We start from the raw sequence: 23,399 nt of genomic DNA, 5'->3' as shown, positions 1-23,399 counted from the left end.
TGCACTCAGAGAACGGGGGGAGTCTGGATGCCCTGCTGAATGAACAAATCCAGACCCAAAGAAGCGTTACTGTAAACAACGTAGTTTTGTGTCGTATTCAATCCCGTCGTGTTCAATTCAACCATATCCTTCGCTTTCACCCACTCAAACGTTGAACCACCAAGCAGGTCATCCAAAAAGACCTTGTCACTAGCATCACCATCGATGCGCATTTGCTGATGGTTCTTGAAACTATTTGTGGAAACAAAGCTATTTTTAACACCCAAAGCCAGCACGTCACTGGTTGTCAAGCTCAATACATGGTCTGCATTGGCCAGATTGTTAACCCCTCCACCCAACAAACTGATGTGGTTGATTGCTGCATGGTCTCCAACCTTAGGGCTGGTCGAATGCAACGTTGAAAGATCAAGGGCCACTTCGTTGGGGCCAAGAATATAAGTACCTATTGAGCCTGCCAACTCACCGTTGCCAAATGTAGAAGGGGAGAGAGTCGTCGTAGTCTGACTGATTGAAGCTCCAGGCAGGAACTCCCACCTTTGAGGATTTGAAATTGTTGAAGAATTTCCCGCCAAATCGGTAAAAGTTATCGAAAATTCATCTGCATTGAATGCAGAGATTGCCCCGGTATTAGATAAAGTCGTATGAACAAATGTGCCTGCTTCGGCAGGAACTTCTGTGTTTCCTGGCTTCAACTGCATGACAGCGAAAATCATTTTATTTTCCGTAATTGAACCACCATCAACAGAAAAAGCAGGAAGTTTCAAGTCAACTGTAAACGACTGATCCGTCGATTTCAAAATATTGCCCGCCAAATCGACAATCGAGGCTTTCAGAACATACTGCATATTGGCACCTGAAACACCCAAAGGTTGGCCAGGATTGTCATAAGAATAAGACCAGTTGCCATCGATCGCGTTCACATAGGACTGAGATTTGACCAAGCCATCGGTACCCACAATCTGCACCAAAACTTTACCCATGAAACTTGCGTTGTAGTCAATATTTCCATGGAAAGTGAGCGCTCTTTGATTAGTTAAAAAATCTGAATGAGATGTGCCTGAATCTTGCTCAAGGCTCTTCACTGAAATCGAAAACTGTGCATTTGCATCCGGATTGGCATTGGTATCAATCACCACGAGCTGTTCCACTGGTCCAGCGCCAACTGCATTACCCGCCTTGTCCGCCACTTGCGCTGTTAGCGTGTAAGTGCCATCAGCCAATTTCTGCGCCGAGTTATCCCATGACCACGCCCAATGTCCATCCTTGAATTCAGGTTCGACATATTGGGAAGCCACCACTGTCCCTTCTGAATTCAACAAATTGAGTTCAACAAAGTCACCATTTTTCACAAATGCGTTGGCAACTGTACCGTTGAAAGTCAAGGTGTTATCAGCCGTATTGAAATCGTTCACAAGCACACCGGTATCCGCCGAGATCGAAACAATTTCTACGCCAACACCCTTGTTTGCATCAGTTTCTTCCGAGGGGGTGTAGTTGTTACTCGATGACGTATCCACCAAAAAGGAGGTGCCAGACAATGGTTCAGATACATTGCCCGCAGCATCTTTGACCACCACGGAATACGTCACCGGTCCATTGCCCAATGCATCGGCGTCGGGAATTTGAACCACAAATTGACCTTGCGCATTTTTGGTGGTCGAGGTGTAGCTTTTTCCGTTCATGAGCGTCACCGTAGCACTGACGGCATCGGCGTCGGCCGTGATCAACAAGCGCGGTGTGTTGTCAGACGTGATGCCATCGCTGTTGCTAACCCCGGTATCGTCTTCGGGTGCCAATCGGGCTGCGCTGATAACGGGCGGCGTTGTATCCGTTACACCGCCACCGCCTGTGCCACTTGCCCCATCAGCACCCCCACCCCCACCACCTCCAGCCCCCAACAAAGCCAACGGCGCAGCCAGCAGCGGGTTGAAGCCTGCCACAGCCACCAAGGCTCCGACCGCCGCCCCCGATGCAACCACTTGTTCCCCGCCCAAGGCCATCCCGATGTGAGAAGCGCCATCAGGCAAGTTGCCCACCAAGGCCGATGTTTGGCCTGATTCGGGCAAATAGGCATGGAAGACGCCGGGATCGGCTTCACCGATCAGCGCGGCAAAGCCGGGCTCGGTGTATTCGTAGTAATCGGAGATCACCAGATCCGCGTCTTCTCTGCCGTCAAAGCTGATGCGCAAGTCGTTGCCCACGCGCTTGACGCGGATGTTGTCAGGGCCTTGCCCGGTGGTGTTGTCGATGAGTTGGTAGCGTGCGCCGGGCACCGCCTTGATCTTCAGCGCCCCCCACCATGAGCCGGGCGCTGGCACATCGTGGGTAACAGTTTTGGCGTTGCCTTGGTTGGTTTTGACGACGACTTTGTAGGAATTTTTCATGGCAAATGTCTGGGCTGTGGTGTTGCTTGAATGGCCATCAGCGGCTGGCGCCTGTGACCACAATGTCCACACGGCGATTGGGCGCATGGCACAGCTTGTTTTCAGGGGTCGGCTTGTTGCCGCAGCGCAGTTTCACCAGGTGCGTGGACCCTTCGCCTTCGATCTTGAAACCCTTGCTGGGTTTCAGACCCCGCTCCTGCAATTGCTGCGCCACCACTTTGGCGCGTTCCAGCGACAACTTGGCATTTGCCTTGGGCTGGCCAATCGCATCGGTGTGACCAACCACCCGGATGCGCTCCACACCGCTGAAGTCGCGCTTGAGTCTTTGCGCCATGATCTCGATGGCGTTGTAGCTGCTGGCCCGGAGCTCGGACTTGCCGAACTCGAACAAGGCATCGGTTTCGAGCGCATACAGGCGCGGCACGGGCGGCCTGGGCGTTGGCGGCTTTGCTGCGACAGGTCTGGCGGCGGGAACGGGTGCAGGGGCTTGGGCCAGCACGGGTGCGGGCGCCTGACAATCCTGCACCACAGGCGAGCGCGAGATGGTGTGGATTTGTTGCGCGGTGTCAGCCAGTTCGCGCTGCGCCTGTTCAGCGGCCATTTCGGCCAAACGTCCTGCCTCCTGGACCTTGAGGAACAAGGTCTTGCCGGACTGGAAAGTCCAACTCTGCCCCGCGCCTTGCTTGCCCGTGTGCAGCTTCTGGGCATCTGCCAACACCGCATGCAGAACAACCGGCCCGGCCAACGCACAAAATTCGGAGTAGCCGCCTTGCAGCAAAGACGCGTGGTAGCGCCCGTTCAGATAGATGTTGACCGGCTCAACTTGGGCCCGTGGACCGGGCCGGTAAAGAACGATTCGGGCCTGCTGGCTGGGCGCTGCCGCCACTGCGGCGTAGCGTGCACCAAAGGGCTCGATCGTTGGAGGCTGGGCCATCTGGGCCTCAGCCGGCTCACGGCTGGGCGTGTCTTGCGCGGCAACCTGGAAGACACAACACGCAAGCAGAAAACAAGTATTTATCGTTTTTAGCGAAAATTTATACCAAGTTCGTTCAGATTCAAGCTTACTCACACAGGCTCCGGCAATATGAGAAAGCTTAAATGTATCTTAAATAGTTAATTAAAAGACAAATAGAGTCTTTTGAGAGACATTGAAAACAAAAAAGAAGCGCTCGAGAATTCACTTACCGACGATGTCCTACCCCCCATCAGGCTGCGTTGTGAACTGCCCTGATTGGGCATGAACCTAGCGGCGCGGCAAGCGGGGGGCGTCTTCCACCACTTCGCGGGCCTCGACATCGACCACTTGCTCATCGTGAGCGAACGGCGCGCCTCGTCCATCTGCCCCCTCAAAGCCTGGCCCCGTGCGAAAACCACCTTGCCTGAAGCTCTGGCGCATGGCGCTGAACTGTTGCCACACCATCACCACCTGAGGCTTGCGGCCCGTCAAGAGCCATCGGACCGTTGCATAAACGGTGTAGCAAGCCACACCAAAGAGCAATACCACCAGAAATGCAAGCCCCAGCAAGGCCATGAAGATTTTGACGATCCAGTTCATCTTGTGTTGATTTCCTTCTTTTGAATGCACGAAAGGCACCTCGTGCGGGTCATGCCCGACTGGATCGGCCATCCATGGAACCTTGGGGCCAATCCCCGGATAACAAGACGCAGAATCGGAAAAGGCTTCAATCTGCCTCAGACCAAGCGGTCAAGCGCCTGCATGTAGTCACTTGAGCGCACCAACTCATCCCAGGGGCGTGCAGGAGACCGGGGCAAAAGGCTCAAGCGCCGCTCTTCGCTGATCTCGCTGGGTGTCCAGCGGCCTTTGAGCTGGGCTTCGGCCAGTTGGTCAAGCACTTCATCCAGCTCGGCGCCGTCGTTCACCGCCGAACGGTTGCACAGCAGGGCCAAATCACACCCTGCGTGCAGCGCCGTGATCACGGCTTCGGTATAGCTGAGCGTGCGGCCGTCCAACTGGCGGGCTGCGGCCATCGACAGGTCGTCGGTGCAGACCACGCCTTGAAAGCCCAGCTGGGCGCGCAGGATGTCCTGCAACCAGCGCGACGAAAAGCCGGCCGGGCGGCTGTCCACCTTGCTGTAGATGACATGGGCGGGCATGACGGCGGTGAGCACGCTGCCCAACCAACGGTAAGGCTGCGCATCGTCGGCCAGGATGGTTTTGAGGCTGCGCTTGTCCACGGGCAGCGCCACATGCGAGTCGGCCTTGACGGCACCGTGCCCGGGAAAATGCTTGCCGCAGTTGCCCATGCCCGCCTGCAGCAGGCCCTGCATCAGGCTGCGGGCCAGCAGACTCACCACACGCGGGTCGCGGGCAAAAGCGCGGTCGCCGATGACGCCGCTCTCGCCATGGTCCAAATCGAGCACGGGCGTGAAGCTGAAGTCCACGCCGCAAGCGCGCAGCTCGCTGGCCAGCACAAAGCCCGCCGAGGTGGCCGCCTCGCAGGCCTTGAGCACGCCCGAGCCGGGCTGGCCTTTGTCGTCCTGCCCCCACAGCGCGCCCAGGGCGCGCATGGGTGGCAAATGGGTGAAACCGTCGGTTCGAAAGCGCTGCACACGACCGCCTTCGTGGTCGACGGCGATCAAGAGGTCGGGGCGGAGGCTTTTGATGTCAGCGCACAGCGCGCTCAGCTGCGAACGGCTTTGCCAATTGCGGCCAAACAGGATCATCCCACCCACCAGTGGATGCGCCAGGCGGCGGCGGTCCACGGCGGTCAGCGTCGTGCCTGCAATGTCAATGATCAGGGGGGCGTGCATGGTCATCCTTTGGGGGTCATGGGCGAGTGGATGCCTGCGTGTGCGGGCATGGCAACTTGGCTGGCTTGGATTGGCGGCTGATCTGGCATGCCTTGCAGCGTTTTGGTCTCGACCACGCAAAAACTGGCGGCGTACTCGGACTCGTCGGTCACGGTGATGTGGGCACTCAGGCCCTTGGCCTCAAACCACGCTTTCAGCCCCCCGTGCAACACGATGACCGGCTGGCCGCTGGGCAGCTTGCCGATCTCGCACAGCCGCCAGGTCATGGGCATGCGCATGCCTAGGCCAATGGCTTTGCTGAAGGCCTCTTTGGCCGAAAAGCGCGTGGCCAAATAACGCACCCCGCGCTCGGGCCAGCGGGCGCTGCGGGCCCTCCAGGTGGCCATTTCGGCATCGCTCAACACCTTGGCGGCAAAGCGCTCGCCGTGCCGCGCCAAGCTGGCTTGGATGCGGCGGATGTCGCAGATGTCGGTACCGATGCCGTAAATCATTTCTTCAGGCAATCCAGATACGCCTGCACGGTGGCGGCGTACCCCATCTCCAGCGCATCGGCCATGAAAGCGTGGCCAATCGAGACTTCCTGCAAGCCTTTCACCGCCGCCACAAAAGCAGGCAAGTTGTCACGGTTCAGGTCGTGGCCTGCGTTCAGGCCCAGGCCCGCCTGCGTGGCGGCTGCGGCGGCTTCGGCGTAGCGCTGCAGCTGCCTGGCCTGCTCAGGCGTGCCAAAAGCGGCAGCATAAGGCTCGGTGTACAGCTCGACGCGGTCGGCACCCACTGCATAGGCGGCGGCCATTTGTTCGGGGATCGGGTCCATGAACAGGCTCACGCGCACGCCCAGGGCCTTGCACTCGTCGATCAGGGGTTTCAGACGCTCGGCATCTTGCGGAAACGTCCAGCCGTGGTCGCTGGTGAACTGGCCTTCGCTGTCGGGCACAAAGGTCACCTGGTGGGGTCGCACGGCGCGCACATGGTCCATGAGGTTGTGAAAAGGGTTGCCTTCGATGTTGAACTCGCGCTCGGGCCAGGCTTGCATGAGGGCGTGCAGCTCGGACACGTCGCTGGCGCGGATGTGGCGCTCGTCCGGGCGGGGGTGGATGGTGATGCCGTTCGCGCCCGCCTGCAGGCACAGCTCGGCAGCGCGGGTCACGCTGGGAATACCCAGGTGGCGCGAATTGCGCAACAAGGCCACTTTGTTGACGTTGACCGACAGGGCCACGCGTTCGGAAGAGGTATTCATAAGGTTTGCAAGTCCAGCATCATTTGGCGGGTGCGCAAAGCGCCCACACCGCAATGGTAGTTGAGCAAAAGGCGCAAGGGGCGCTGCAGCTGCACCAGCAGGTCGGCGCATTCGCGCAGCAAAGCCGCCAAGGGGCTGGGCGAAGCCAGCGCCGCGTGCAGCGCCAGCCACTGTTCGCCGCGCAAGGCGTGGCGTGGGTCATCGTTCACCCACTGCAGCCCCGCCTCGGGCACCAAGGCATAACTGTCGTCGGGCAACAAAGGTTTGAGGGTCAGGGTTTGCAGGTTCAGGGCGGGCAACAGGCCCATTTCCTTGAGCAGCAGCAGCTCAAAGCCGCGCAAGGCCCATTGCAGGGCGTCCGGGTCGCCGCTGGCCAGCAGGCGCACAGCGGCGGCATAGACCTCGAACAGCTCAGGATGCGGGTCGTCACGCGCGGTCAGGCGCATCAGCAATTCATTGAGGTAATAGCCCGACAACAGCGCCTCACCCGTGGGCATGACGTGCCCGCCCACCCATTCGGCCGATTTGAGGGTGCGGATGTCGCCGTCGCCCCCAAACGCCAGCGACAGAGGCTGCAGCGGCAAGAGCACCGGGCGAAAGCTCGATGTCGGCCGTTTGGCCCCTTTGGCCACCAAAGCCACCCGGCCATGGTGGCGGGTGAAGACCTCCAGAATCAGGCTGGTCTCGCTCCAGTCGTAGCGGTGCAGCACATAGGCTGGCTCGTCTGCGATCCGCTTGGTGGCCATTGAAGGTGAGATTACTCGTAGCCGAAGCTGCGCACACGGGCTTCGTCGTCGGCCCAGCCCGAACGCACCTTCACCCACAGCTCGATGAACACCTTGGCGTCCAGCAGCTTTTCCAGCTCCATGCGGGTTTCGGTGCCGATGCGTTTGAGCTTTTCGCCCTTGTCGCCGATCACCATGGCCTTGTGCCCCTCGCGCTCGACCACGATGGTGGCCGCGATGCGCAGCATGCGCTTGGCAGTGCGCCCGGCTTCTTCTTCGAACTTGTCGATCACCACGGTGGAGGTGTAAGGCAGTTCGTCGCCCGTCAGGCGGAAGAGTTTTTCGCGCACCATTTCGCTGGCCAGGAACTTCTCGCTGCGGTCGGTGAGTTCGTCTTCGGCGTGCCACCAGGGCTGCTCGGGCAGGTATTTTTCGCAAATGCCCAGCAAACGCTCGATGTCCTTGGACTGCTTGGCCGACATGGGCACGAACTCGGCAAAGGCGTGGCGCTCTTGCATGCTTTGCAGCCAGGGCGCGATGTCGCCACGGCGGTGCACGTTGTCGAGTTTGTTGGCCACCAACAAGACCGGAATGCCGGGCTTGAGCAGCGCCAGCACCTTGGCGTCGGCCGTGGTGAAGCTGCCCGCCTCAACCACAAACAGCACCAGGTCCACATCGCTCACGGCACCGACCACGGTTTTGTTCAGCGACTTGTTCAGGGCTGTGCCGTGGATGGTCTGGAAACCGGGCGTGTCCACAAACACATACTGCGCCGCACCCTGGGTGCGGATGCCGGTGATGCGATGGCGCGTGGTTTGCGCTTTGCGCGAGGTGATGCTGATTTTTTGACCCACCAAGGCGTTGAGCAAGGTGGACTTGCCCACGTTGGGCTTGCCCACAATGGCCACCAGGCCGCAGCGCTGGCCTTCAACAGGCACAGTCGCGGGGGTGGCAGCGACCGGGGGCAAGGCCGCATCTTCCGATGCATCGCGTGGCTGGATGGTCACACCCGCGATTTGCACGGGGCGGCGCAGGGTTGACTCTTGCGGCGTGCGTTCAGTTTCAGGCGTTTTCTTGTCGGTGCTCATGCGGCGCTTTCGGATTTCAGGGTCTGCAGCATGGCGGCGGCCGCTGCTTGTTCGGCGGCGCGACGCGATGCGCCCGAGCCCAGTTGGGTTTGGCGCAATTCGGTCACTTCGCAAGAGACCTCGAACTGCTGGCGGTGCGCCGCGCCGGAGGTGCCGACCACGGTGTATTTGGGCAGCGCGAGCTTGCGCCCTTGCAACCACTCTTGCAATTCGGTCTTGGGATCTTTGCCCACGGCCTGCATGTCGGGTTTGATGTCGACCTGGGCAAACAAGCGCTCGACCAAGGCTTGTGCGTTCTGGTAGCCACCGTCCAGGTACACCGCGCCAATGATGGCTTCGAGCGCATCGGCGAGGATCGACGGACGGTTTTGCCCGCCCGAGCGCATCTCGCCCTCGCCCAAGCGCATCACGGCGGGCAAATCCAGTTTTTTGGCCAGTTGGTGCAGCGTGTCTTGTTTGACCAGGTTGGCCCGCACCCGCGACAAGTCGCCTTCGGGCAAACTGGTCAGCTGCGCATACAGCAGGTGGGCCACCGACAGGTTGAGCACAGAGTCACCCAGAAACTCCAGGCGCTCGTTGTGGTCGGCGCTGAAGCTGCGGTGCGTGACGGCTTGCTGCAGCAAGCCCGCTTGGCGAAAGGCATAGCCCAAGCGAATTTGCAATTCAGACAGTGCAGGCGATGTGGCCACGTTCACCTCAGTCAAAAGCGCCAATGCGCTGGAGGTTGCCAAAGTTCATCCAGACAAAAAAGGCTTTGCCCACGATGTTGGCGTCGGGCACAAAACCCCAGTAACGCGAGTCCAGCGAATTGTCGCGGTTGTCACCCATCATGAAGTAGTGGCCCGCAGGCACTTTGCAGGTCACGCCTTCGACGGTGTAGTTGCAGTTTTCCCGCCCAGTGAACTGATCGGCACCAGGGATGAACGCCGGACGCTCGTCGTCCTGGATGGTCTGGTGGGGCTTGGCGCCCAAGCTCTCGCGGTGGTGCTTGAAGTAGCGCATGGTCGACTCGTCAAAAAAGTCGGGCAAGGACTGCGTCGGCACAGGCTGACCATTGACGGTGAGTTTCTTGTTCAGGTAAGCCACTTCGTCGCCGGGCACCCCGACCACCCGCTTGATGTAGTCCACGCTGGGTTTGGGCGGGTAGCGGAACACCATCACATCGCCGCGTTGCACGGGCGTGCCCTCGGTCAGTTTGGTGTTGGCCACGGGCAGGCGAATGCCGTAGTGGAATTTGTTCACCAGAATCAGGTCGCCGATGTGCAGCGTCGGGATCATGGAGCCCGAGGGGATCTTGAAGGGCTCGAACAAGAACGAGCGCAGGACAAACACCACCACAATGACCGGGAAGAGCCCCGCCGTCCAATCCAGCCACCAGGGCTGCATCAGCAACTTGTCGCGGGCTTCACCGATGTCGGTGTCCACTTTGTCGATGCCCATTTTGGCGAGTTCCGCCCGGCGTTGTGCGGTTTCTGCTTCCAGCTGGGCCACCGCATTTTGGCGCTGGGGCAAGAACACCAAGCGTTCGGCCAGCCAGTAAATGCCGGTGACCACCGTGGCCAGCAGCAAGAGCAGCGCAAAGTTGCCCTCGATGCCCCCCAAATACCAGGCACCGGCATAGCCGACAAAAGCGGCCAACACCAAAGAAGTCAGGAACTGCATCAATCTTCCACCTGCAAAATGGCCAAGAACGCCTCTTGGGGCACCTCGACCGAGCCAATCTGTTTCATGCGCTTTTTACCCGCTTTCTGCTTTTCCAGCAGCTTGCGTTTGCGCGTGATGTCGCCACCGTAGCACTTGGCCAGCACGTTCTTGCGCAAGGCCTTGATGGTTTCACGGGCAATGATGTTGGCACCGATGGCGGCTTGAATGGCCACGTCGAACATCTGGCGGGAAATGATCTCGCGCATTTTGGCGGCGACGGCGCGGCCGCGGTACTGGGCTTGGGTGCGGTGCACGATGATGGACAGCGCATCGACCTTCTCGCCGTTGAGCATGATGTCAACCTTGACCACGTCGGACGCGCGGTATTCCTTGAACTCGTAGTCCATCGAGGCATAGCCCCGGCTGACGGATTTGAGCTTGTCAAAGAAGTCCAGCACGATCTCGCCCAGCGGCATCTCGTAGGTCAGCATGACCTGGCGGCCGTGGTAGGCCATGTTGATCTGCACACCGCGCTTTTGGTTGGCCAGCGTCATCACGGGGCCGACATAGTCCTGCGGCATGTACAGGTGCACCGTGACGATGGGCTCGCGGATCTCCTGCAGCTTGCCCTGGTCGGGCATTTTGGAGGGGTTCTCGACCATGATGACTTCACCGTCGCCCTTGACCACTTCGTAGACCACGCTCGGCGCCGTGGTGATCAGGTCCTGGTCGAATTCGCGCTCCAGGCGTTCCTGCACTATTTCCATGTGCAGCAAGCCCAGGAATCCGCAACGGAAACCAAAGCCCAGCGCCTGCGAGACTTCGGGCTCGTAGTGCAGGGACGCGTCGTTGAGCTTGAGCTTTTCCAGCGCGTCGCGCAGCGCGTCGTACTGATTCGCTTCGGTCGGGTACAAACCGGCAAACACCTGCGGCTGGATTTCCTTGAAGCCGGGCAGCGCCTCGGTGGCGGGGCCCAGGTTGTTGGGCAGCTTTTTTTCCAGGGTGACGGTGTCGCCCACCTTGGCCGCCTGCAATTCCTTGATGCCCGCGATGATGTAACCCACCTCGCCCGCCTTGAGCGACTCACGCGGCTGGTTGGCGGGCGTGAACACCCCGAGGCTGCCTGCTTCGTACACCGCGTTGCTGGCCATCATGCGGATGCGCTCGCCTTTGATCAGCTGGCCATCGACCACGCGCACCAACATGACCACGCCCACGTAGGTGTCGAACCAGCTGTCGATGATCATGGCGCGCAGTGGCGCATCGGGGTTGCCTTTGGGCGGCGGAATGCGGGCCACCACGGCTTCGAGGATTTCTTCGATGCCCATACCGGTCTTGGCCGAACAGGGAATCGCATCGGTGGCGTCAATGCCGATCACGTCTTCGATTTCGGTGCGGGCGTTGTCCGGATCGGCGTTGGGCAAATCCATCTTGTTGAGCACGGGCACCACTTCCACACCCAAGTCGAGCGCGGTGTAGCAGTTGGCCACGGTTTGTGCTTCCACACCCTGGCTGGCATCGACCACCAGCAACGCACCCTCGCAAGCCGACAGCGAACGCGAGACTTCGTAAGAGAAGTCCACATGGCCGGGCGTGTCGATCAGGTTGAGGTTGTAGACCTGCCCGTCCTGGGCTTTGTATTGCAGCGCAGCGGTCTGCGCCTTGATGGTGATGCCGCGCTCTTTCTCGATGTCCATCGAGTCCAGCACCTGGGCTTCCATGTCTCGCGCTTCCAGACCGCCACAGCGTTGAATCAAGCGATCGGCCAGCGTGGATTTGCCATGGTCAATGTGGGCAATGATCGAAAAATTTCTGATGTGATTCATCAAACAACGTCTGCAAGTATTTGTGGATCAAGGATCCGTAAAAGAAAAAAGGGCGCGTCTGGTGTTGACGCGCCCTGAACCAACAATCATTGGCAACTGCGATAGTTGGGACTTCATTGTAGGCAAATTGGCCCACGCGCACAGCCCCAAAAACACGTTTGACAGGTCGTTGCTGCTATGCAACATGGAATTTATCCACAACTTATGCACAAGATCACGAACATCTTGCTGAACAACTTGTGGGCCATCTGTGGATCACCGGTGGACTCCTGCAAGGAATCTCGCATCGTGAACTCAGCCCTGCGCTTTATGCCATCAATCATGGGTCAAGACCGCTGATTTTAGCCAAATTCGTTATGAGAGATGAATAAAGTTAGTTGGCACAAACTTTAAAAATCTTTTTCATTGGATTCGAATTTTTCAAAAAAACCCCTTCACAGCCTTGCCAGAGACCCCAAAGCCCCGCAGGACACTGAGGACTCTTGACAAGTCCCCAGCCTCACTGGACAGGGCGGATCAGCACATATTGCGCGCCATCACCGCGTCGGATCAAAACGCTGGTGGGGCGATTTTTGTCCACACGCGACATGATCAGCTCAAACTCCCGCAGCGAAGTGACCTCGGTGTTGGCAATCGCCACAATCAAATCCCCTTCACGGATGCCTGCCCGTGCGGCTGTATCGGCGACCGCATCCACCCGAACACCCCCACGCACCCGGAATTCCCGCTTCTGGGCTTCGGTCAGGTCACTGACCGTCAATCCCCAATGCTGTGCGCTGGCTGCTGGCGCTTTCTTTTCCGGGCTTGCTGCAGCCACTTTTTCGGCTTCCACCTCGGCCACCGTGATGCTCAGGTCTTTGTGACCGCCGCGGCGGAACACCGTGATGCCGACTTTGCTGCCAGGCTTGGTGTTGCCCACGGCCCGAGGCAAGTCGGCAGGCTTGTCGATGGCTTTCCCATCAAAGCGCGTGATGATGTCGCCCGCCTCAAGGCCCGCTTTTTCCGCAGGCGATCCTTCTTCAACACCGCGCACCAGCACACCCTGTGCCTTGCCCAAGCCAATCGACTCGGCAACGTCCTTGGTCACAGGCGCAATCTGAACCCCAATGCGCCCCCGGCTGACACGGCCACTGGTGCGCAGCTGTTCACTGACCCGCATGGCCTCGTCCATGGGGATCGCGAATGAAATGCCCATGAAGCCCCCCGAACGGGAATAGATCTGGCTGTTGATGCCCACCACTTCGCCGCGCATGTTGATGAGGGGGCCGCCGGAGTTGCCGGGGTTGATCGCCACATCGGTCTGGATGAAGGACAAATAATCGCCCGTGTCACGCTGCTTGGCACTGACAATGCCTGCCGTGACGGTGTTCTCCAGGCCAAAAGGCGAACCAATCGCCATGACCCATTCCCCGACGCGCAAGCGGCTGACATCCCCCACCTTCACGGCAGGCAGGCCTGTGGCCTGGATTTTGACAACCGCCACATCGGTGCGCTTGTCGGCACCCACGATGCGGGCCTTGAATTCGCGCTTGTCGGTCAGCGTGACCATCACTTCATCCGCACCCTCCACCACATGGGCGTTGGTCATGATGAAGCCGTCCGAGCTGAGGATGAAGCCTGAGCCCACACCCCGAGGTTGCGCTTCTTCCTGGGACCTTGGTTGGCGCGGTGCCTGTCTGGGTGCATTGGGCATAGGCACCCCGAAAAAGCGCCTGAAGAGCTCCTGCATTTCCTCGTCGGGTGTTGCACCGCCCTGCGCGCTCTGGCGGACTTTTTCGAGCGTGCGAATATTGACCACGGAAGGGCCCACCTGCTCCACCAGGTCGGTGAAGTCAGGCAAGCCACGTGCGCCTGCGCTGGTGGTCTGGGCCATCACAGCGCCCGTGGGCACCCCGACCAGCCCCAGCGCCAAGCCACTGGCCAGGGCAAACGATGCAGCCGTTTTTATCCAATGTTGCGTCAGCACAAAAATCTCCTTGTGGTGTTCCATCACGACCATGGACCGTCTGGAAGATGTGGCCAAAAGTGACCAATTCAAGCCGTGCCCATCATGCCCCGTCAAAGGTGTAACGGCAGGGTGTCTGTCTTGGTGCGCGAATATACAGCGCATCTAAATCCGTGCCACTTTGAGGGCATCGCGGCCGCGCTCAGCCAGGCGCAGGCCCAGGAGCCATGGCTCGCGCCTTGAGCGTCCTGAAAATGGACAAAAAGCAGCAGTGCATCCCCCGCATCCCAACCCACCGACACGTCCAGGCTTTGGTGTTCACCATCCACGGGCTGCCAAAACCAGGTCTGTCCGCTCCAGAACAAACGCCCAGCTGTCAGCGTTTGCCGCGGCGCCCACACCGCAGCGCCGCCGACACACAGGCACCAGAACGCCCAAGCGGCAAGCACCTCTGCGGTCGATGTCTGCGCCTGCATGGGCCAAGCCAGCAAACCGATGGCAGACAACAAGGCCATCAGCACGCCGAACGCACGCCCCCAAACAAAACGCCCCACCGGGAAAGCCACAGGTGGGGCGTTGTGCATGGTGGTAACCCGAATCAGATGCGTTTGAACACCAGCGAGCCGTTGGTGCCGCCAAAGCCGAAGTTGTTCTTCAGGGCCACATCGATTTTCATATCGCGGGCCGTGTTGGCACAGTAGTCCAGATCACACTCGGGGTCGGGGTTGACCAGATTGATCGTGGGCGGCACTTTTTGGTGGTGCAGCGCCAGCACGGTGAACACGCTCTCAATGCCGCCCGCGCCACCCAAGAGGTGACCGGTCATGGACTTGGTGGAGCTGACCACGGTTTTGTAAGCGTGGTCGCCCAAGGCCGCCTTGATGGCATTGGTTTCGTTGATGTCACCCAGCGGTGTGGAGGTACCGTGGGCGTTGAGGTAGTCGATCTGGTCGGCGTTGACACCGGCATTGCGCATGGCGTTGAGCATGGCGCGGCGGGGGCCGTCCATGCTGGGCGCGGTCATGTGACCCGCGTCCGCGCTCATGCCATAACCACCGAGCTCCGCATAAATTTTGGCGCCACGCGCCTTGGCGTGTTCGTACTCTTCGAGCACCATCACACCTGCGCCCTCGCCCAGCACAAAACCGTCGCGGTCCTTGTCCCAGGGGCGCGATGCCGCTGTCGGGTCGTCGTTGCGGGTCGACAAGGCGCGCATGGCGGCGAAGCCACCCACGCCCAGTGGCGACACGGTGCCTTCGGAGCCACCGGCAATCATCACGTCGGCATCGCCGTATTCGATCAAACGACCGGCCTCGCCAATGCTGTGCAAACCGGTGGTGCACGCGGTCACAACGGCCAGATTGGGGCCTTTGAAACCGCTGCGCATCGACACATGGCCCGAGATCATGTTGATGATCGAGGCCGGCACAAAAAATGGGGAAATGCGACGCGCGCCGCGCGCCGTGTACTCGATATGGGTTTCTTCGATCAGCGGCAAGCCGCCAATGCCCGAGCCAATCACCACACCGATGCGGCAAGCTTCCTCTTCACCCAGCGCTTCGCCTGTGGCCAGCCCGGAATCCTGAATGGCTTGGGCAGCCGCAGCAATGCCGTAGTGGATGAAGCGGTCCATGGTCCGCGCCTCTTTGGCGCTGATGTAGGACTCGAGGTCAAAATTCTTGATTTCACCCGCGATGCGGCACGACATCGCCGAAGCGTCGAAACGGGTGATGGGACCAATGCCGGACTGGCCGGCTAAAAGGTTTGACCAAGCGTCGGCGACCGTGTTGCCCACGGGGCTGACGCATCCCAAACCCGTGACAACAACGCGGCGCCGGGTCATCGTCGATCAGGCCTTCTTGCTTTGGGCGTAGTCGATCGCAGCTTGCACCGTGGTGATTTTTTCTGCGTCTTCGTCAGGAATCTCGATGCCGAACTCGTCTTCGAGTGCCATCACCAATTCCACCGTGTCCAGGGAGTCGGCACCCAGATCGGCCACGAAGGCTTTTTCGTTGGTGACTTGTGACTCTTCAACGCCGAGTTGTTCGGCAATGATTTTTTTGACACGTGCTTCGATATCGCTCATGGGGTCCCTCTGAGGGTTGTGAAAAATGAAGATTTTACCTGTCCGGAAGGGGTTTCCGGAAATCAGGCCATGAACATGCCACCATTGACATGCAATTCCTGTCCGGTGACATAACCGGCATGCGGCCCGGCCAGATAGGCCACCGCATGGGCGATGTCATCGGGTTTGCCCAGATGGCCCAGAGGAATCTGGCCCAGCAGGGCTTTTTGTTGCTCTTCAGGCAGGCTGGCGGTCATGTCGGTCTCAATGAAACCGGGGGCCACGCAGTTGACCGTGATGCCGCGGCTGCCCAACTCACGGGCCAGCGCACGGGTCATGCCCGCCACACCCGCCTTGGCGGCGGCGTAGTTGGCCTGGCCAGGGTTGCCGGAGGCCCCCACCACGCTGGTGATGCTGATGATCCGGCCATAGCGCTGCTTCATCATGGGGCGGATCACGGCACGGCTCATGCGGAAGACTGCCTTGAGGTTGGTGTCGAGCACCGCGTCCCAGTCGTCGTCCTTCATGCGCATGGCCAGCGTGTCACGGGTGATGCCCGCGTTGTTGACCAGCACCTGCAGGCCACCGTGTTCCTTGACGATGGCGTCGATCAGGGCTTCGCCTGCTGCGGCATCGTTCACGTTCAGGTTCGCACCCCGGCTGCCGGGAAAGGCCGACAAGGCCTGGCTGATCTTGGCGGCACCGTCGTCGCTGGTGGCGGTGCCAATCACAACAAATCCGGACTTGGCCAGATGCAAGGCAATGGCGGCACCAATGCCCCGCGATGCGCCCGTCACCAGCGCCACTTGTTTTTGTGCTTCGCTCATGCGAGGAGTCCTTTCACTTCAGCCAGGGTGGCGGGGTCGTACAGCGCCACGCCGTTCAATTCAGCGTCAATGCGCTTGGTCATGCCCGCCAGCACTTTGCCGGGGCCGCACTCGACCAGGGTGGTGACGCCACGGGCCTTGATGGCCTGCACGCACTCGACCCAGCGCACCGGGCCAAAGGCCTGGCGGTACAACGCATCGCGGATGCGGTCTGCGTCGGTTTCGATGGCCACGTCGATGTTGTTCAGCACCGGGATCTGCGGCGCGCCCAAATTCAGAGTGGCCAGCTTTTCGCGCAGCTTTTCGGCGGCGGGCTTCATCAGGCTCGAATGGAACGGGGCCGACACGGGCAAAAGCAGCGCGCGCTTGGCGCCCATGCCCTTGAGCACTTCACAGGCCTTGTCCACGGCCGCCTTGCTGCCCGCGATCACGGTTTGCGCGGCGTCGTTGAAGTTCACGGCTTCGACCACTTCGGCGCTGCCCGCTGCAAAAGTGGCTTGCGCCGCTTTGCAGCCTTCGATGACTTTGTCCGAGGCCAAGCCCAAAATGGCGGCCATGGCCCCCACGCCCACAGGCACAGCTTCTTGCATGGCGGCGGCGCGCAGGCGCACCAGCGGCGCGGCTTGTGTGAGCGTCAAAACGCCCGAGGCCACCAAAGCGCTGTACTCGCCCAGCGAGTGACCAGCCACCACCGAAGGCTTGGCACCACCTTCGGCCAGCCAGGCGCGGTAGGCGGCCACGGCCGACACCAGCATCACGGGCTGGGTGTTGGTGGTCATGGCCAGCGCTTCCTTGGGGCCTTCGTGGATCAGTTGGGCCACGTCTTCGCCCAGAGCGTCCGAGGCTTCCTTCAAGGTTTCAAGCACGGCGGGGTGGTCGCCCCACGCGTCCAGCATGCCCACCGATTGGGAGCCTTGGCCGGGAAAAACAAAAGCAAATGTGGTCATGTGCAAATTCTGAGTCTGGGAAGAATCCGAGGCAGCGTGAGGGGCGTGCCGCTCATCACTGACCCGGGCCTGTCAAATCAAGAGTGGGTCAATAACGCAACAGCACAGAGCCCCAAGTGAAGCCCCCGCCCACGCCTTCGAGCATCAGGGTCTGGCCACGCTGGATGCGCCCGTCGCGCACGGCGGTGTCCAGCGCCAGCGGGATCGAGGCGGCCGAAGTGTTGCCGTGCTGGTCGACGGTCACCACCACCTTGTCAGCGCCCAGCTTGAGCTTTTTGGCGGTGCTTTGCATGATGCGGATGTTGGCCTGGTGCGGAATCAACCAGTCGATGTCGGCATCGGTCAGGTTGGCCTTGGTCAGGCTGGCGCGGGCGGTGTCTTCGAGCACACCCACCGCCAGCTTGAAGACGGCCTGGCCATCCATTTTCAGGACGGGGTCGCCCAGAATACCGCCCCGGTTGACGTGGCCGGGCACGCACAAGATGTCCTTGTACTTGCCGTCGGCGTGCAAATCGGTGGCCAAAATGCCGGGCTGGTCCGAGGCTTCGAGCACCACCGCGCCTGCGCCATCGCCAAACAACACGCAGGTCGTGCGGTCCTTGAAGTCGAGGATGCGGCTGAAAATCTCTGAACCAATGACTAAGGCACGCTTGGCCGAGCCGGCCTGGATCATCGAATCGGCAACGGTCAGGGCATAAACAAAACCACTGCACACGGCCTGGACGTCGAATGCCGGGCAGCCTGCTGCGCCCAGTTTGTGCTGCACCATGGTGGCCACCGACGGGAACACCATGTCGGGGGTCGAGGTGGCCACAATGATCAGATCGATGTCTGTCGCGGCCAGGCCCGATGCGACCAGCGCATGGCGGGCGGCTTCGGTGGCCAGATCGCTGCAGCCTTGATCGTCGGCCGCAAAGTGGCGGGCGCGGATGCCGGTCCTCTCCACAATCCAGTCGTCGGAGGTTTCTACCCCCTGCTGCGCCAATTCGGCGGCCAAGTCGGCGTTGCTCAGGCGTCTGGCGGGCAGGTAGCTGCCGGTGCCCAAAATACGTGAATAAATTCTCATACAGATGTGACCGCGGGTTCAGATCGCTCGGCCTGCGCACCCATCAGCAAAGGTGCAGCATGGGCGATGCGGTCTCGAACGCGGTCCAGCAATTGGTTTCGGGCTGCATCATAAGCCCGGATCAGGGCATTCTCAAAAGCCAACTCGTCGGCTGAGCCGTGGCTTTTGAAGACCAGCCCACGCAAGCCCAGCAAAGCAGCGCCGTTGTAACGGCGGTGGTCTACACGGTTTTTAAATGCAGTTAAGACCGGATAAGCCAACAAAGCGACTGTTTTCGTGAAAATGTTGCGAGAAAACTCAGCCTTCAAAAAGCCGCCGACCATGGTCGCCAGGCCTTCGCTGGCCTTCAAGGCCACATTGCCGACAAAGCCGTCACAGACCACGATGTCCACCGTGCCTTTGAAAATATCGTTGCCTTCGACGTTGCCATGGAAGTTCAAATCTCCGGAGTTGGCTGCAGATCGCAACAATTCACCGGTTTTTTTGATGATTTCATTGCCTTTAATGGCTTCTTCACCGATGTTGAGCAAGCCTACCGAAGGCTGATCCTTGTCTTGCAGGACCGACACCAGCGCCGAACCCATGACGGCAAACTGCAACAAATGCTCGGGCGTGCAGTCCACATTGGCCCCCAGATCAAGCATGGTGGTACCACCACCCTTGAAGTTGGGCATCTGACCCGCGATGGCCGGCCGGTCAATGCCGTCCATGGTTTTGAGCACATAACGGGCGATGGCCATCAAGGCTCCGGTGTTGCCCGCCGACACCGCGGCAGCGGCCCTGCCGTCACGCACCTGCTCGATGGCCACACGCATGGAAGAGTCTTTCTTCTTGCGCAGCGCCACCTCCAGTGGATCGTCCATTTCGACCACTTCGGTGGCCGCCACCACCTCTGCGCGGGGATCGGCAAAGGACGCCAGAGCCTCCGCACGCCCCACCAGCAACAAACGTGCATCAGGGTGGGTGGCCAGAAAATGGCGGCAAGCTGCCAGCGTGACGCGAGGGCCGTGGTCGCCACCCATGCAATCGACAGCCAGGGTGATCGGGATGGGCGAGGTCATGGATTCCTAGAGCTCAAAACCGTTTTAAAAATCCCAAGCCATAAAAACAAAAGCCCGAGGCTACTTGCAAAGTAGCGCCGGGCCTCTTGAGGCTTGGGGCTGACGCCGATCAGGCTTCAGATTTGTTTTTCAACACCTGGCGGCCACGGTAAAAACCGTTGGGGCTGATGTGGTGACGCAGGTGGGTTTCGCCTGTGGTGGGCTCGACTGCGATGCCGGGCACGTTCAGGGCGTTGTGCGAACGGTGCATACCGCGCTTGGAAGGCGACTTTTTGTTTTGCTGAACAGCCATGATGGCTCCTTGGAAGCTGGGAGGCCGCGCAAATGAAGACGCAGCGTCTGGTTAATGAGAATGTCACCCAGGATTGCTGAGCGAAGCCATTGATTATAGCCTAAGACAAGCCCCACGGGAAGGGGGCTGTGACAGGCTCATTGGGGCTTGCCGGTTTTCAAGCCCGCCAGAACACCAAACGGGTTCGGCCGCTCGGCGGCCACTTCGAACTCCGGATCCACCGCCGACATGGGCACGGCCTGCGGGCAAACTTCGTGCAAAGGCACCAGTGGCAAGGACAAAATCAGCTCATCTTCGACCAAGGCCAGGGCATCGAAGTCGCGGCTGATGACCAAAATATCCTCTTCGGCCTCATCGTCCAATGCCGCGGCGGTGGCTTCGTCGGCCACAAAGCGAAATGAGCGCTCGGCCTCCACCGTTTCCAGCACCGGGGTCAGGCACCGCTGGCACTGCATGGGCAAATCCACGGTCGCATGCAAATCCAGCCAAATCTGGTCTGCCCCGCCCGATTGAGGCACCGTGTGGCCTTGCAAGCGCCAAACCACCCGGCCAGCGGCCAGCTGCGCTTGGCCCCATTGCTCCTCGGCCAAACGTGGCCAATCGGCCAAGGCCCCTTCGCCCTCCAGGTGCATGGCGTCACGGGCAAAAGACAGCAAGTCCAAGTGTTGGGGGTCCAATTTTTTTTCCATGGCTGCAGTGTAAGAGAATCACCCATCCGAATTTCAACGGGGATTTGCGCCTTGACACCGACATCTGCTGCCACACCCGCCCTCAGCCGCCCTGTGGTGCTGGGCTCGACCTCGCGCTACCGGCGCGAATTGCTGGAGCGCTTGCGCATCCCTTTCAGCGTGACCGCGCCTGAAGTAGACGAAACCCCCATGACGGGTGAAAGCCCCAGGAATCTGGCCTTGCGCCTGGCTTTGGCCAAAGCACAGGCCGTGGCCGCCTTGCACCCGGAAGCGGTGGTGATTGGCTCGGACCAGGTGGCCGATTTGGCGGGGCAGCCCTTGGGCAAGCCGGGCGAGCACGCGCGCGCGGTGCAACAACTGCGCCAGATGCGTGGACAGACGGTGATTTTTCAGACCGCGCTGGCGGTGGTGTGCCGGGCCACAGGCTTTGAAGCGGTCGATCTGGCCGAAGTCCGGGTGGTCTTTCGTGACCTGAGCGATGCTGAAATCGAGGCGTATTTGCAGGCGGAAAAGCCTTACGACTGTGCCGGCAGCGCCAAAAGCGAAGGCTTGGGCATTGCCTTACTCGAGTCGATTGACAACGATGACCCCACGGCCTTGGTCGGTCTGCCCCTCATCCGCACCGCACGCCTGTTGCGTCAGGCTGGAGTGAAACTGCTGTGAACGCCCCCCAACCACGCCAAGGCTGCCTGTTTTTGGTGCCCACGCCACTCGACTTTGCTTGCACCGAACAAGCCCCCATCGCCGATGTCTTGCCCACCAAGACCTTGGCCACGGCTGTCGGCATCCAGCACTGGGTCTGCGAAAACGCCAAAAGCACCCGCGCTTTTTTGAAGCGCGTGGGCGAAACCCACCCCTTGATCGCCCCGCTGGCCGAGCAAAGCATCACCGAATTGCCCCGCCATGTGCACAAAAAAGGCGACCACCAATCGGGTTTTGATGGCAAACCGCTGCTGGCAGCCGCTTTGCAGGGGCACGATGTGGGCCTGATCAGCGAAGCGGGCATGCCCGCTGTGGCCGACCCCGGCAGTTCGGTCGTGCGGGCTGCGCACGATCTGGGCATCGCCGTGGTGCCGCTGGTCGGCCCGGTGTCTTTGCTGCTGGCCTTGGCCGCCAGTGGCCTCAATGGCCAGAACTTTGCCTTTGTGGGCTACCTGCCGCAAGACGCAGGGGAGCGAACAGCCCGCCTGAAACAGCTGGAATCACTGGCCCTCAAAACCGGCCAGACCCAGCTGTGGATCGAAACTCCCTACCGCAATGCCGCCATGCTCGGCAGCTTGTTGCAAAGCCTGAACGGCAACACGCGCCTGGCCATCGCCAGCGGCTTGACGCTGCCGTCGGCCAGCATCCAGAGCCACACCGTGGCGCAATGGAAAAAGGGCAGACAAGGCCCGGATGGTCACACGCCCGCGGTTTATGCCATCGGGCCTTGATGTGGGGTGAGGCCTCGCGACTCAGCGCAGGCCTGTGCTGGCGCGCAAGGCACGCACCGTGCCCTCGCCCACGGCAGCGCCAAAGCGCTTGACCAGACGCTCGGCCACGTTTTCGCGCTGGGTGTAATCGATCACATCCGGGGCCTTGACCACTTCACGTGCGACGCCGTCCAGACTGCCCAGGCTGTCGGCCAAGCCCAGATCCACCGCCTGCTGCCCACTCCAGAACAAGCCGCTGAACATCTCGGGGGTTTCCTTCAGGCGATCGCCGCGCCCTTTTTTCACCACCTCGATGAATTGGGTGTGGATTTGGTCCAGCATCGCCTGGGCGTGCTTGCGCTGCGCCTCGGTTTGTGGGCTGAACGGGTCCAGAAAACCCTTGTTGGCCCCGGCGGTCATCAAGCGGCGCTCCACGCCCAGTTTGTCCATCAATTCGGTGAACCCAAAACCGTCCATCAGCACGCCAATGCTGCCCACGATGCTGGCCTTGTCGACATAAATCTTGTCTGCCGCAGCCGCAATGTAGTAAGCGGCTGACGCGCAGGACTCTTCCACCACGGCATAAATGGGCTTGTTGTGCAAAGCCCGCAAGCGAACAATTTCGTCGTTGATGAGGCCCGCCTGCACCGGGCTGCCGCCGGGGGAGTTGATCAGCAACACCAGAGCCTGCGAGCCCGAATCCTCCAAAGCCAGGCGCATGGACGACATGACGTTTTCCGCGCTGGCCTCGGTCTCTGAGCCGATCTCACCCACGATGGACACCATGGCCGTGTGCGGCATGGTGGGGTTGCTGGTCGGTGCGCTGTAACTGAAGAGCTGCCAAAACACCACCGCCAAAAACACCAACCAAGCCACGCGCAAACCCACTTTCCAGCGGCGGGCTGTTTTCTGCTCGTTCAAATTGGCAAACGCCAGCTGCTCCAAGGTCTGGCGTGCCCAGCCTTCATCCGGGGCCATGACGGCATGGACGGGTTCACTGGCGGCCGAAGCGGACACGGGGTCCTGAGGGTCTTGCATGGTCAAAATTCGAGGGGTTTCAAGTTGTAGGCAGTATGCCAGTGAACCACGCCGTCCCGCTCTGAAAGGTCTATTTTGACCAGGCCGCCACGACAGGGGCCACCGGCACAAGCGCCCGTATCGGGCTGGTAAGTCGCGCCGTGCGTGGCGCACATGAGCCACCGCCCGGTGTCGTCAAAAAAACGGTCTGGCTGGTAGTCCATTTCCATGGCCACATGGGTGCAGCGGTTCAGGTAGGCGTGCACCTGGCCCTGGTAACGGATGGCAAAAGCCCGGCAGGTCTGTCCGGCGTACACGATGTCAAAGGGCACCGCCCGTCCGCCGTTGACCAGATCGGCGCTGTTGCACAAGGGAATCATCTGCTCCATGGGGCACCTCGTT

Annotated in this window: 25 protein-coding genes; 2 read left to right on the top strand and 23 right to left on the bottom strand. The window is 60.3% G+C overall.

The genetic code is table 11. The features are described 5' to 3' along the window. Nucleotides 1-5: 5 nt before the first annotated feature. From ACZ5RT_RS03075 to ACZ5RT_RS02975, 21 genes are all read right to left on the bottom strand, one after another. Nucleotides 6-2,384, bottom strand: coding sequence for an Ig-like domain-containing protein (locus ACZ5RT_RS03075; RefSeq protein WP_464453467.1), 2,379 nt, complete (start codon nucleotides 2,382-2,384; stop codon nucleotides 6-8). A 37-nt stretch (nucleotides 2,385-2,421) separates the two neighbouring features. After that, nucleotides 2,422-3,318 carry an OmpA family protein gene (locus ACZ5RT_RS03070; RefSeq protein ID WP_464453466.1) on the bottom strand — a complete coding sequence of 299 codons (897 nt, stop codon included), beginning with the start codon at nucleotides 3,316-3,318 and terminating at the stop codon, nucleotides 2,422-2,424. A gap of 309 nt (nucleotides 3,319-3,627) precedes the next feature. After that, nucleotides 3,628-3,939 carry a hypothetical protein gene (locus ACZ5RT_RS03065; protein WP_291930010.1) on the bottom strand — a complete coding sequence of 104 codons (312 nt, stop codon included), beginning with the start codon at nucleotides 3,937-3,939 and terminating at the stop codon, nucleotides 3,628-3,630. Between the two features lie 137 nt (nucleotides 3,940-4,076). Further along, entirely contained in the window at nucleotides 4,077-5,162 is a 1,086-nt protein-coding gene (nagZ, locus tag ACZ5RT_RS03060; protein ID WP_464453465.1) for a beta-N-acetylhexosaminidase, read from the bottom strand. Next, a complete protein-coding gene (gene acpS, locus ACZ5RT_RS03055) occupies nucleotides 5,159-5,647 on the bottom strand; it encodes a holo-ACP synthase (RefSeq protein WP_464453464.1) in 489 nt (162 codons plus the stop codon). The genes nagZ and acpS overlap by 4 nt, the downstream gene beginning before the upstream one ends. Beyond that, complete coding sequence (locus ACZ5RT_RS03050; protein WP_464453463.1) at nucleotides 5,644-6,393, bottom strand: pyridoxine 5'-phosphate synthase; 750 nt, start codon at nucleotides 6,391-6,393, stop codon at nucleotides 5,644-5,646. The genes acpS and ACZ5RT_RS03050 overlap by 4 nt, the downstream gene beginning before the upstream one ends. Continuing rightward, a complete protein-coding gene (recO, locus tag ACZ5RT_RS03045) occupies nucleotides 6,390-7,139 on the bottom strand; it encodes a DNA repair protein RecO (protein ID WP_291930020.1) in 750 nt (249 codons plus the stop codon). Before recO ends, ACZ5RT_RS03050 begins: the two co-directional genes overlap by 4 nt. 11 nt (nucleotides 7,140-7,150) lie before the next feature. After that, nucleotides 7,151-8,206, bottom strand: a complete 1,056-nt coding sequence (gene era / locus ACZ5RT_RS03040) for a GTPase Era (protein ID WP_464453462.1) — start codon at nucleotides 8,204-8,206, stop codon at nucleotides 7,151-7,153. Next, nucleotides 8,203-8,895: a ribonuclease III gene (rnc, locus tag ACZ5RT_RS03035; RefSeq protein ID WP_464453461.1), complete on the bottom strand. Its 693-nt coding sequence runs from the start codon at nucleotides 8,893-8,895 to the stop codon at nucleotides 8,203-8,205. Before rnc ends, era begins: the two co-directional genes overlap by 4 nt. Before the next feature lie 7 nt (nucleotides 8,896-8,902). Next, on the bottom strand, nucleotides 8,903-9,868 hold the full coding sequence (lepB, locus tag ACZ5RT_RS03030; protein WP_464453460.1) for a signal peptidase I: 966 nt from the start codon (nucleotides 9,866-9,868) through the stop codon (nucleotides 8,903-8,905). Further along, complete coding sequence (lepA, locus tag ACZ5RT_RS03025; RefSeq protein WP_291930025.1) at nucleotides 9,868-11,676, bottom strand: translation elongation factor 4; 1,809 nt, start codon at nucleotides 11,674-11,676, stop codon at nucleotides 9,868-9,870. Before lepA ends, lepB begins: the two co-directional genes overlap by 1 nt. 499 nt (nucleotides 11,677-12,175) lie before the next feature. Continuing rightward, the gene (locus tag ACZ5RT_RS03020) at nucleotides 12,176-13,666 is read right to left on the bottom strand and encodes a DegQ family serine endoprotease (RefSeq protein ID WP_291930027.1); all 1,491 of its coding nucleotides are present in this window, start codon (nucleotides 13,664-13,666) and stop codon (nucleotides 12,176-12,178) included. Nucleotides 13,667-13,734: 68 nt separating this feature from the next. Next, a complete protein-coding gene (locus ACZ5RT_RS03015; RefSeq protein ID WP_464453459.1) occupies nucleotides 13,735-14,205 on the bottom strand; it encodes a hypothetical protein in 471 nt (156 codons plus the stop codon). A gap of 14 nt (nucleotides 14,206-14,219) precedes the next feature. Then, nucleotides 14,220-15,464 carry a beta-ketoacyl-ACP synthase II gene (gene fabF, locus ACZ5RT_RS03010; RefSeq protein WP_464453458.1) on the bottom strand — a complete coding sequence of 415 codons (1,245 nt, stop codon included), beginning with the start codon at nucleotides 15,462-15,464 and terminating at the stop codon, nucleotides 14,220-14,222. Between the two features lie 6 nt (nucleotides 15,465-15,470). Beyond that, nucleotides 15,471-15,707, bottom strand: a complete 237-nt coding sequence (gene acpP / locus ACZ5RT_RS03005; protein WP_019427049.1) for an acyl carrier protein — start codon at nucleotides 15,705-15,707, stop codon at nucleotides 15,471-15,473. A gap of 62 nt (nucleotides 15,708-15,769) precedes the next feature. Beyond that, nucleotides 15,770-16,513: a 3-oxoacyl-ACP reductase FabG gene (gene fabG, locus ACZ5RT_RS03000; protein WP_464453457.1), complete on the bottom strand. Its 744-nt coding sequence runs from the start codon at nucleotides 16,511-16,513 to the stop codon at nucleotides 15,770-15,772. Then, a complete protein-coding gene (gene fabD, locus ACZ5RT_RS02995) occupies nucleotides 16,510-17,460 on the bottom strand; it encodes an ACP S-malonyltransferase (protein ID WP_108427468.1) in 951 nt (316 codons plus the stop codon). Before fabD ends, fabG begins: the two co-directional genes overlap by 4 nt. A gap of 88 nt (nucleotides 17,461-17,548) precedes the next feature. Further along, nucleotides 17,549-18,526, bottom strand: coding sequence for a beta-ketoacyl-ACP synthase III (locus tag ACZ5RT_RS02990; protein WP_464453456.1), 978 nt, complete (start codon nucleotides 18,524-18,526; stop codon nucleotides 17,549-17,551). Beyond that, complete coding sequence (gene plsX / locus ACZ5RT_RS02985) at nucleotides 18,523-19,587, bottom strand: phosphate acyltransferase PlsX (RefSeq protein WP_464453454.1); 1,065 nt, start codon at nucleotides 19,585-19,587, stop codon at nucleotides 18,523-18,525. Before plsX ends, ACZ5RT_RS02990 begins: the two co-directional genes overlap by 4 nt. Nucleotides 19,588-19,696: 109 nt before the next feature. Next, a complete protein-coding gene (rpmF, locus tag ACZ5RT_RS02980; protein ID WP_005794249.1) occupies nucleotides 19,697-19,879 on the bottom strand; it encodes a 50S ribosomal protein L32 in 183 nt (60 codons plus the stop codon). A gap of 137 nt (nucleotides 19,880-20,016) precedes the next feature. Continuing rightward, nucleotides 20,017-20,568 carry a YceD family protein gene (locus tag ACZ5RT_RS02975; RefSeq protein ID WP_291930041.1) on the bottom strand — a complete coding sequence of 184 codons (552 nt, stop codon included), beginning with the start codon at nucleotides 20,566-20,568 and terminating at the stop codon, nucleotides 20,017-20,019. 51 nt (nucleotides 20,569-20,619) lie between these two features. Here ACZ5RT_RS02975 and ACZ5RT_RS02970 point away from each other — a divergent pair, with 51 nt between their 5' ends. Together ACZ5RT_RS02970 and ACZ5RT_RS02965 are read left to right on the top strand one after the other, a co-directional pair. Further along, nucleotides 20,620-21,231: a Maf family nucleotide pyrophosphatase gene (locus ACZ5RT_RS02970; protein WP_291930043.1), complete on the top strand. Its 612-nt coding sequence runs from the start codon at nucleotides 20,620-20,622 to the stop codon at nucleotides 21,229-21,231. After that, nucleotides 21,228-22,001: an SAM-dependent methyltransferase gene (locus ACZ5RT_RS02965; protein WP_464453453.1), complete on the top strand. Its 774-nt coding sequence runs from the start codon at nucleotides 21,228-21,230 to the stop codon at nucleotides 21,999-22,001. The genes ACZ5RT_RS02970 and ACZ5RT_RS02965 overlap by 4 nt, the downstream gene beginning before the upstream one ends. Nucleotides 22,002-22,022: 21 nt before the next feature. On the opposite strand, the gene ACZ5RT_RS02960 is transcribed toward ACZ5RT_RS02965, so the two are convergent. Together ACZ5RT_RS02960 and ACZ5RT_RS02955 are read right to left on the bottom strand one after the other, a co-directional pair. Next, nucleotides 22,023-22,958, bottom strand: coding sequence for a S49 family peptidase (locus ACZ5RT_RS02960; protein WP_291930079.1), 936 nt, complete (start codon nucleotides 22,956-22,958; stop codon nucleotides 22,023-22,025). A 62-nt stretch (nucleotides 22,959-23,020) separates the two neighbouring features. Continuing rightward, on the bottom strand, nucleotides 23,021-23,386 hold the full coding sequence (locus ACZ5RT_RS02955) for a Rieske (2Fe-2S) protein (RefSeq protein WP_291930047.1): 366 nt from the start codon (nucleotides 23,384-23,386) through the stop codon (nucleotides 23,021-23,023). Between the last annotated feature and the right edge of the window lie 13 nt (nucleotides 23,387-23,399).

The sequence above is a fragment of the Limnohabitans sp. TEGF003 genome (assembly GCF_055395455.1).
Note: the sequence above shows the minus strand (reverse complement) of the source record. Positions and strands in the feature narration are given on the sequence as shown.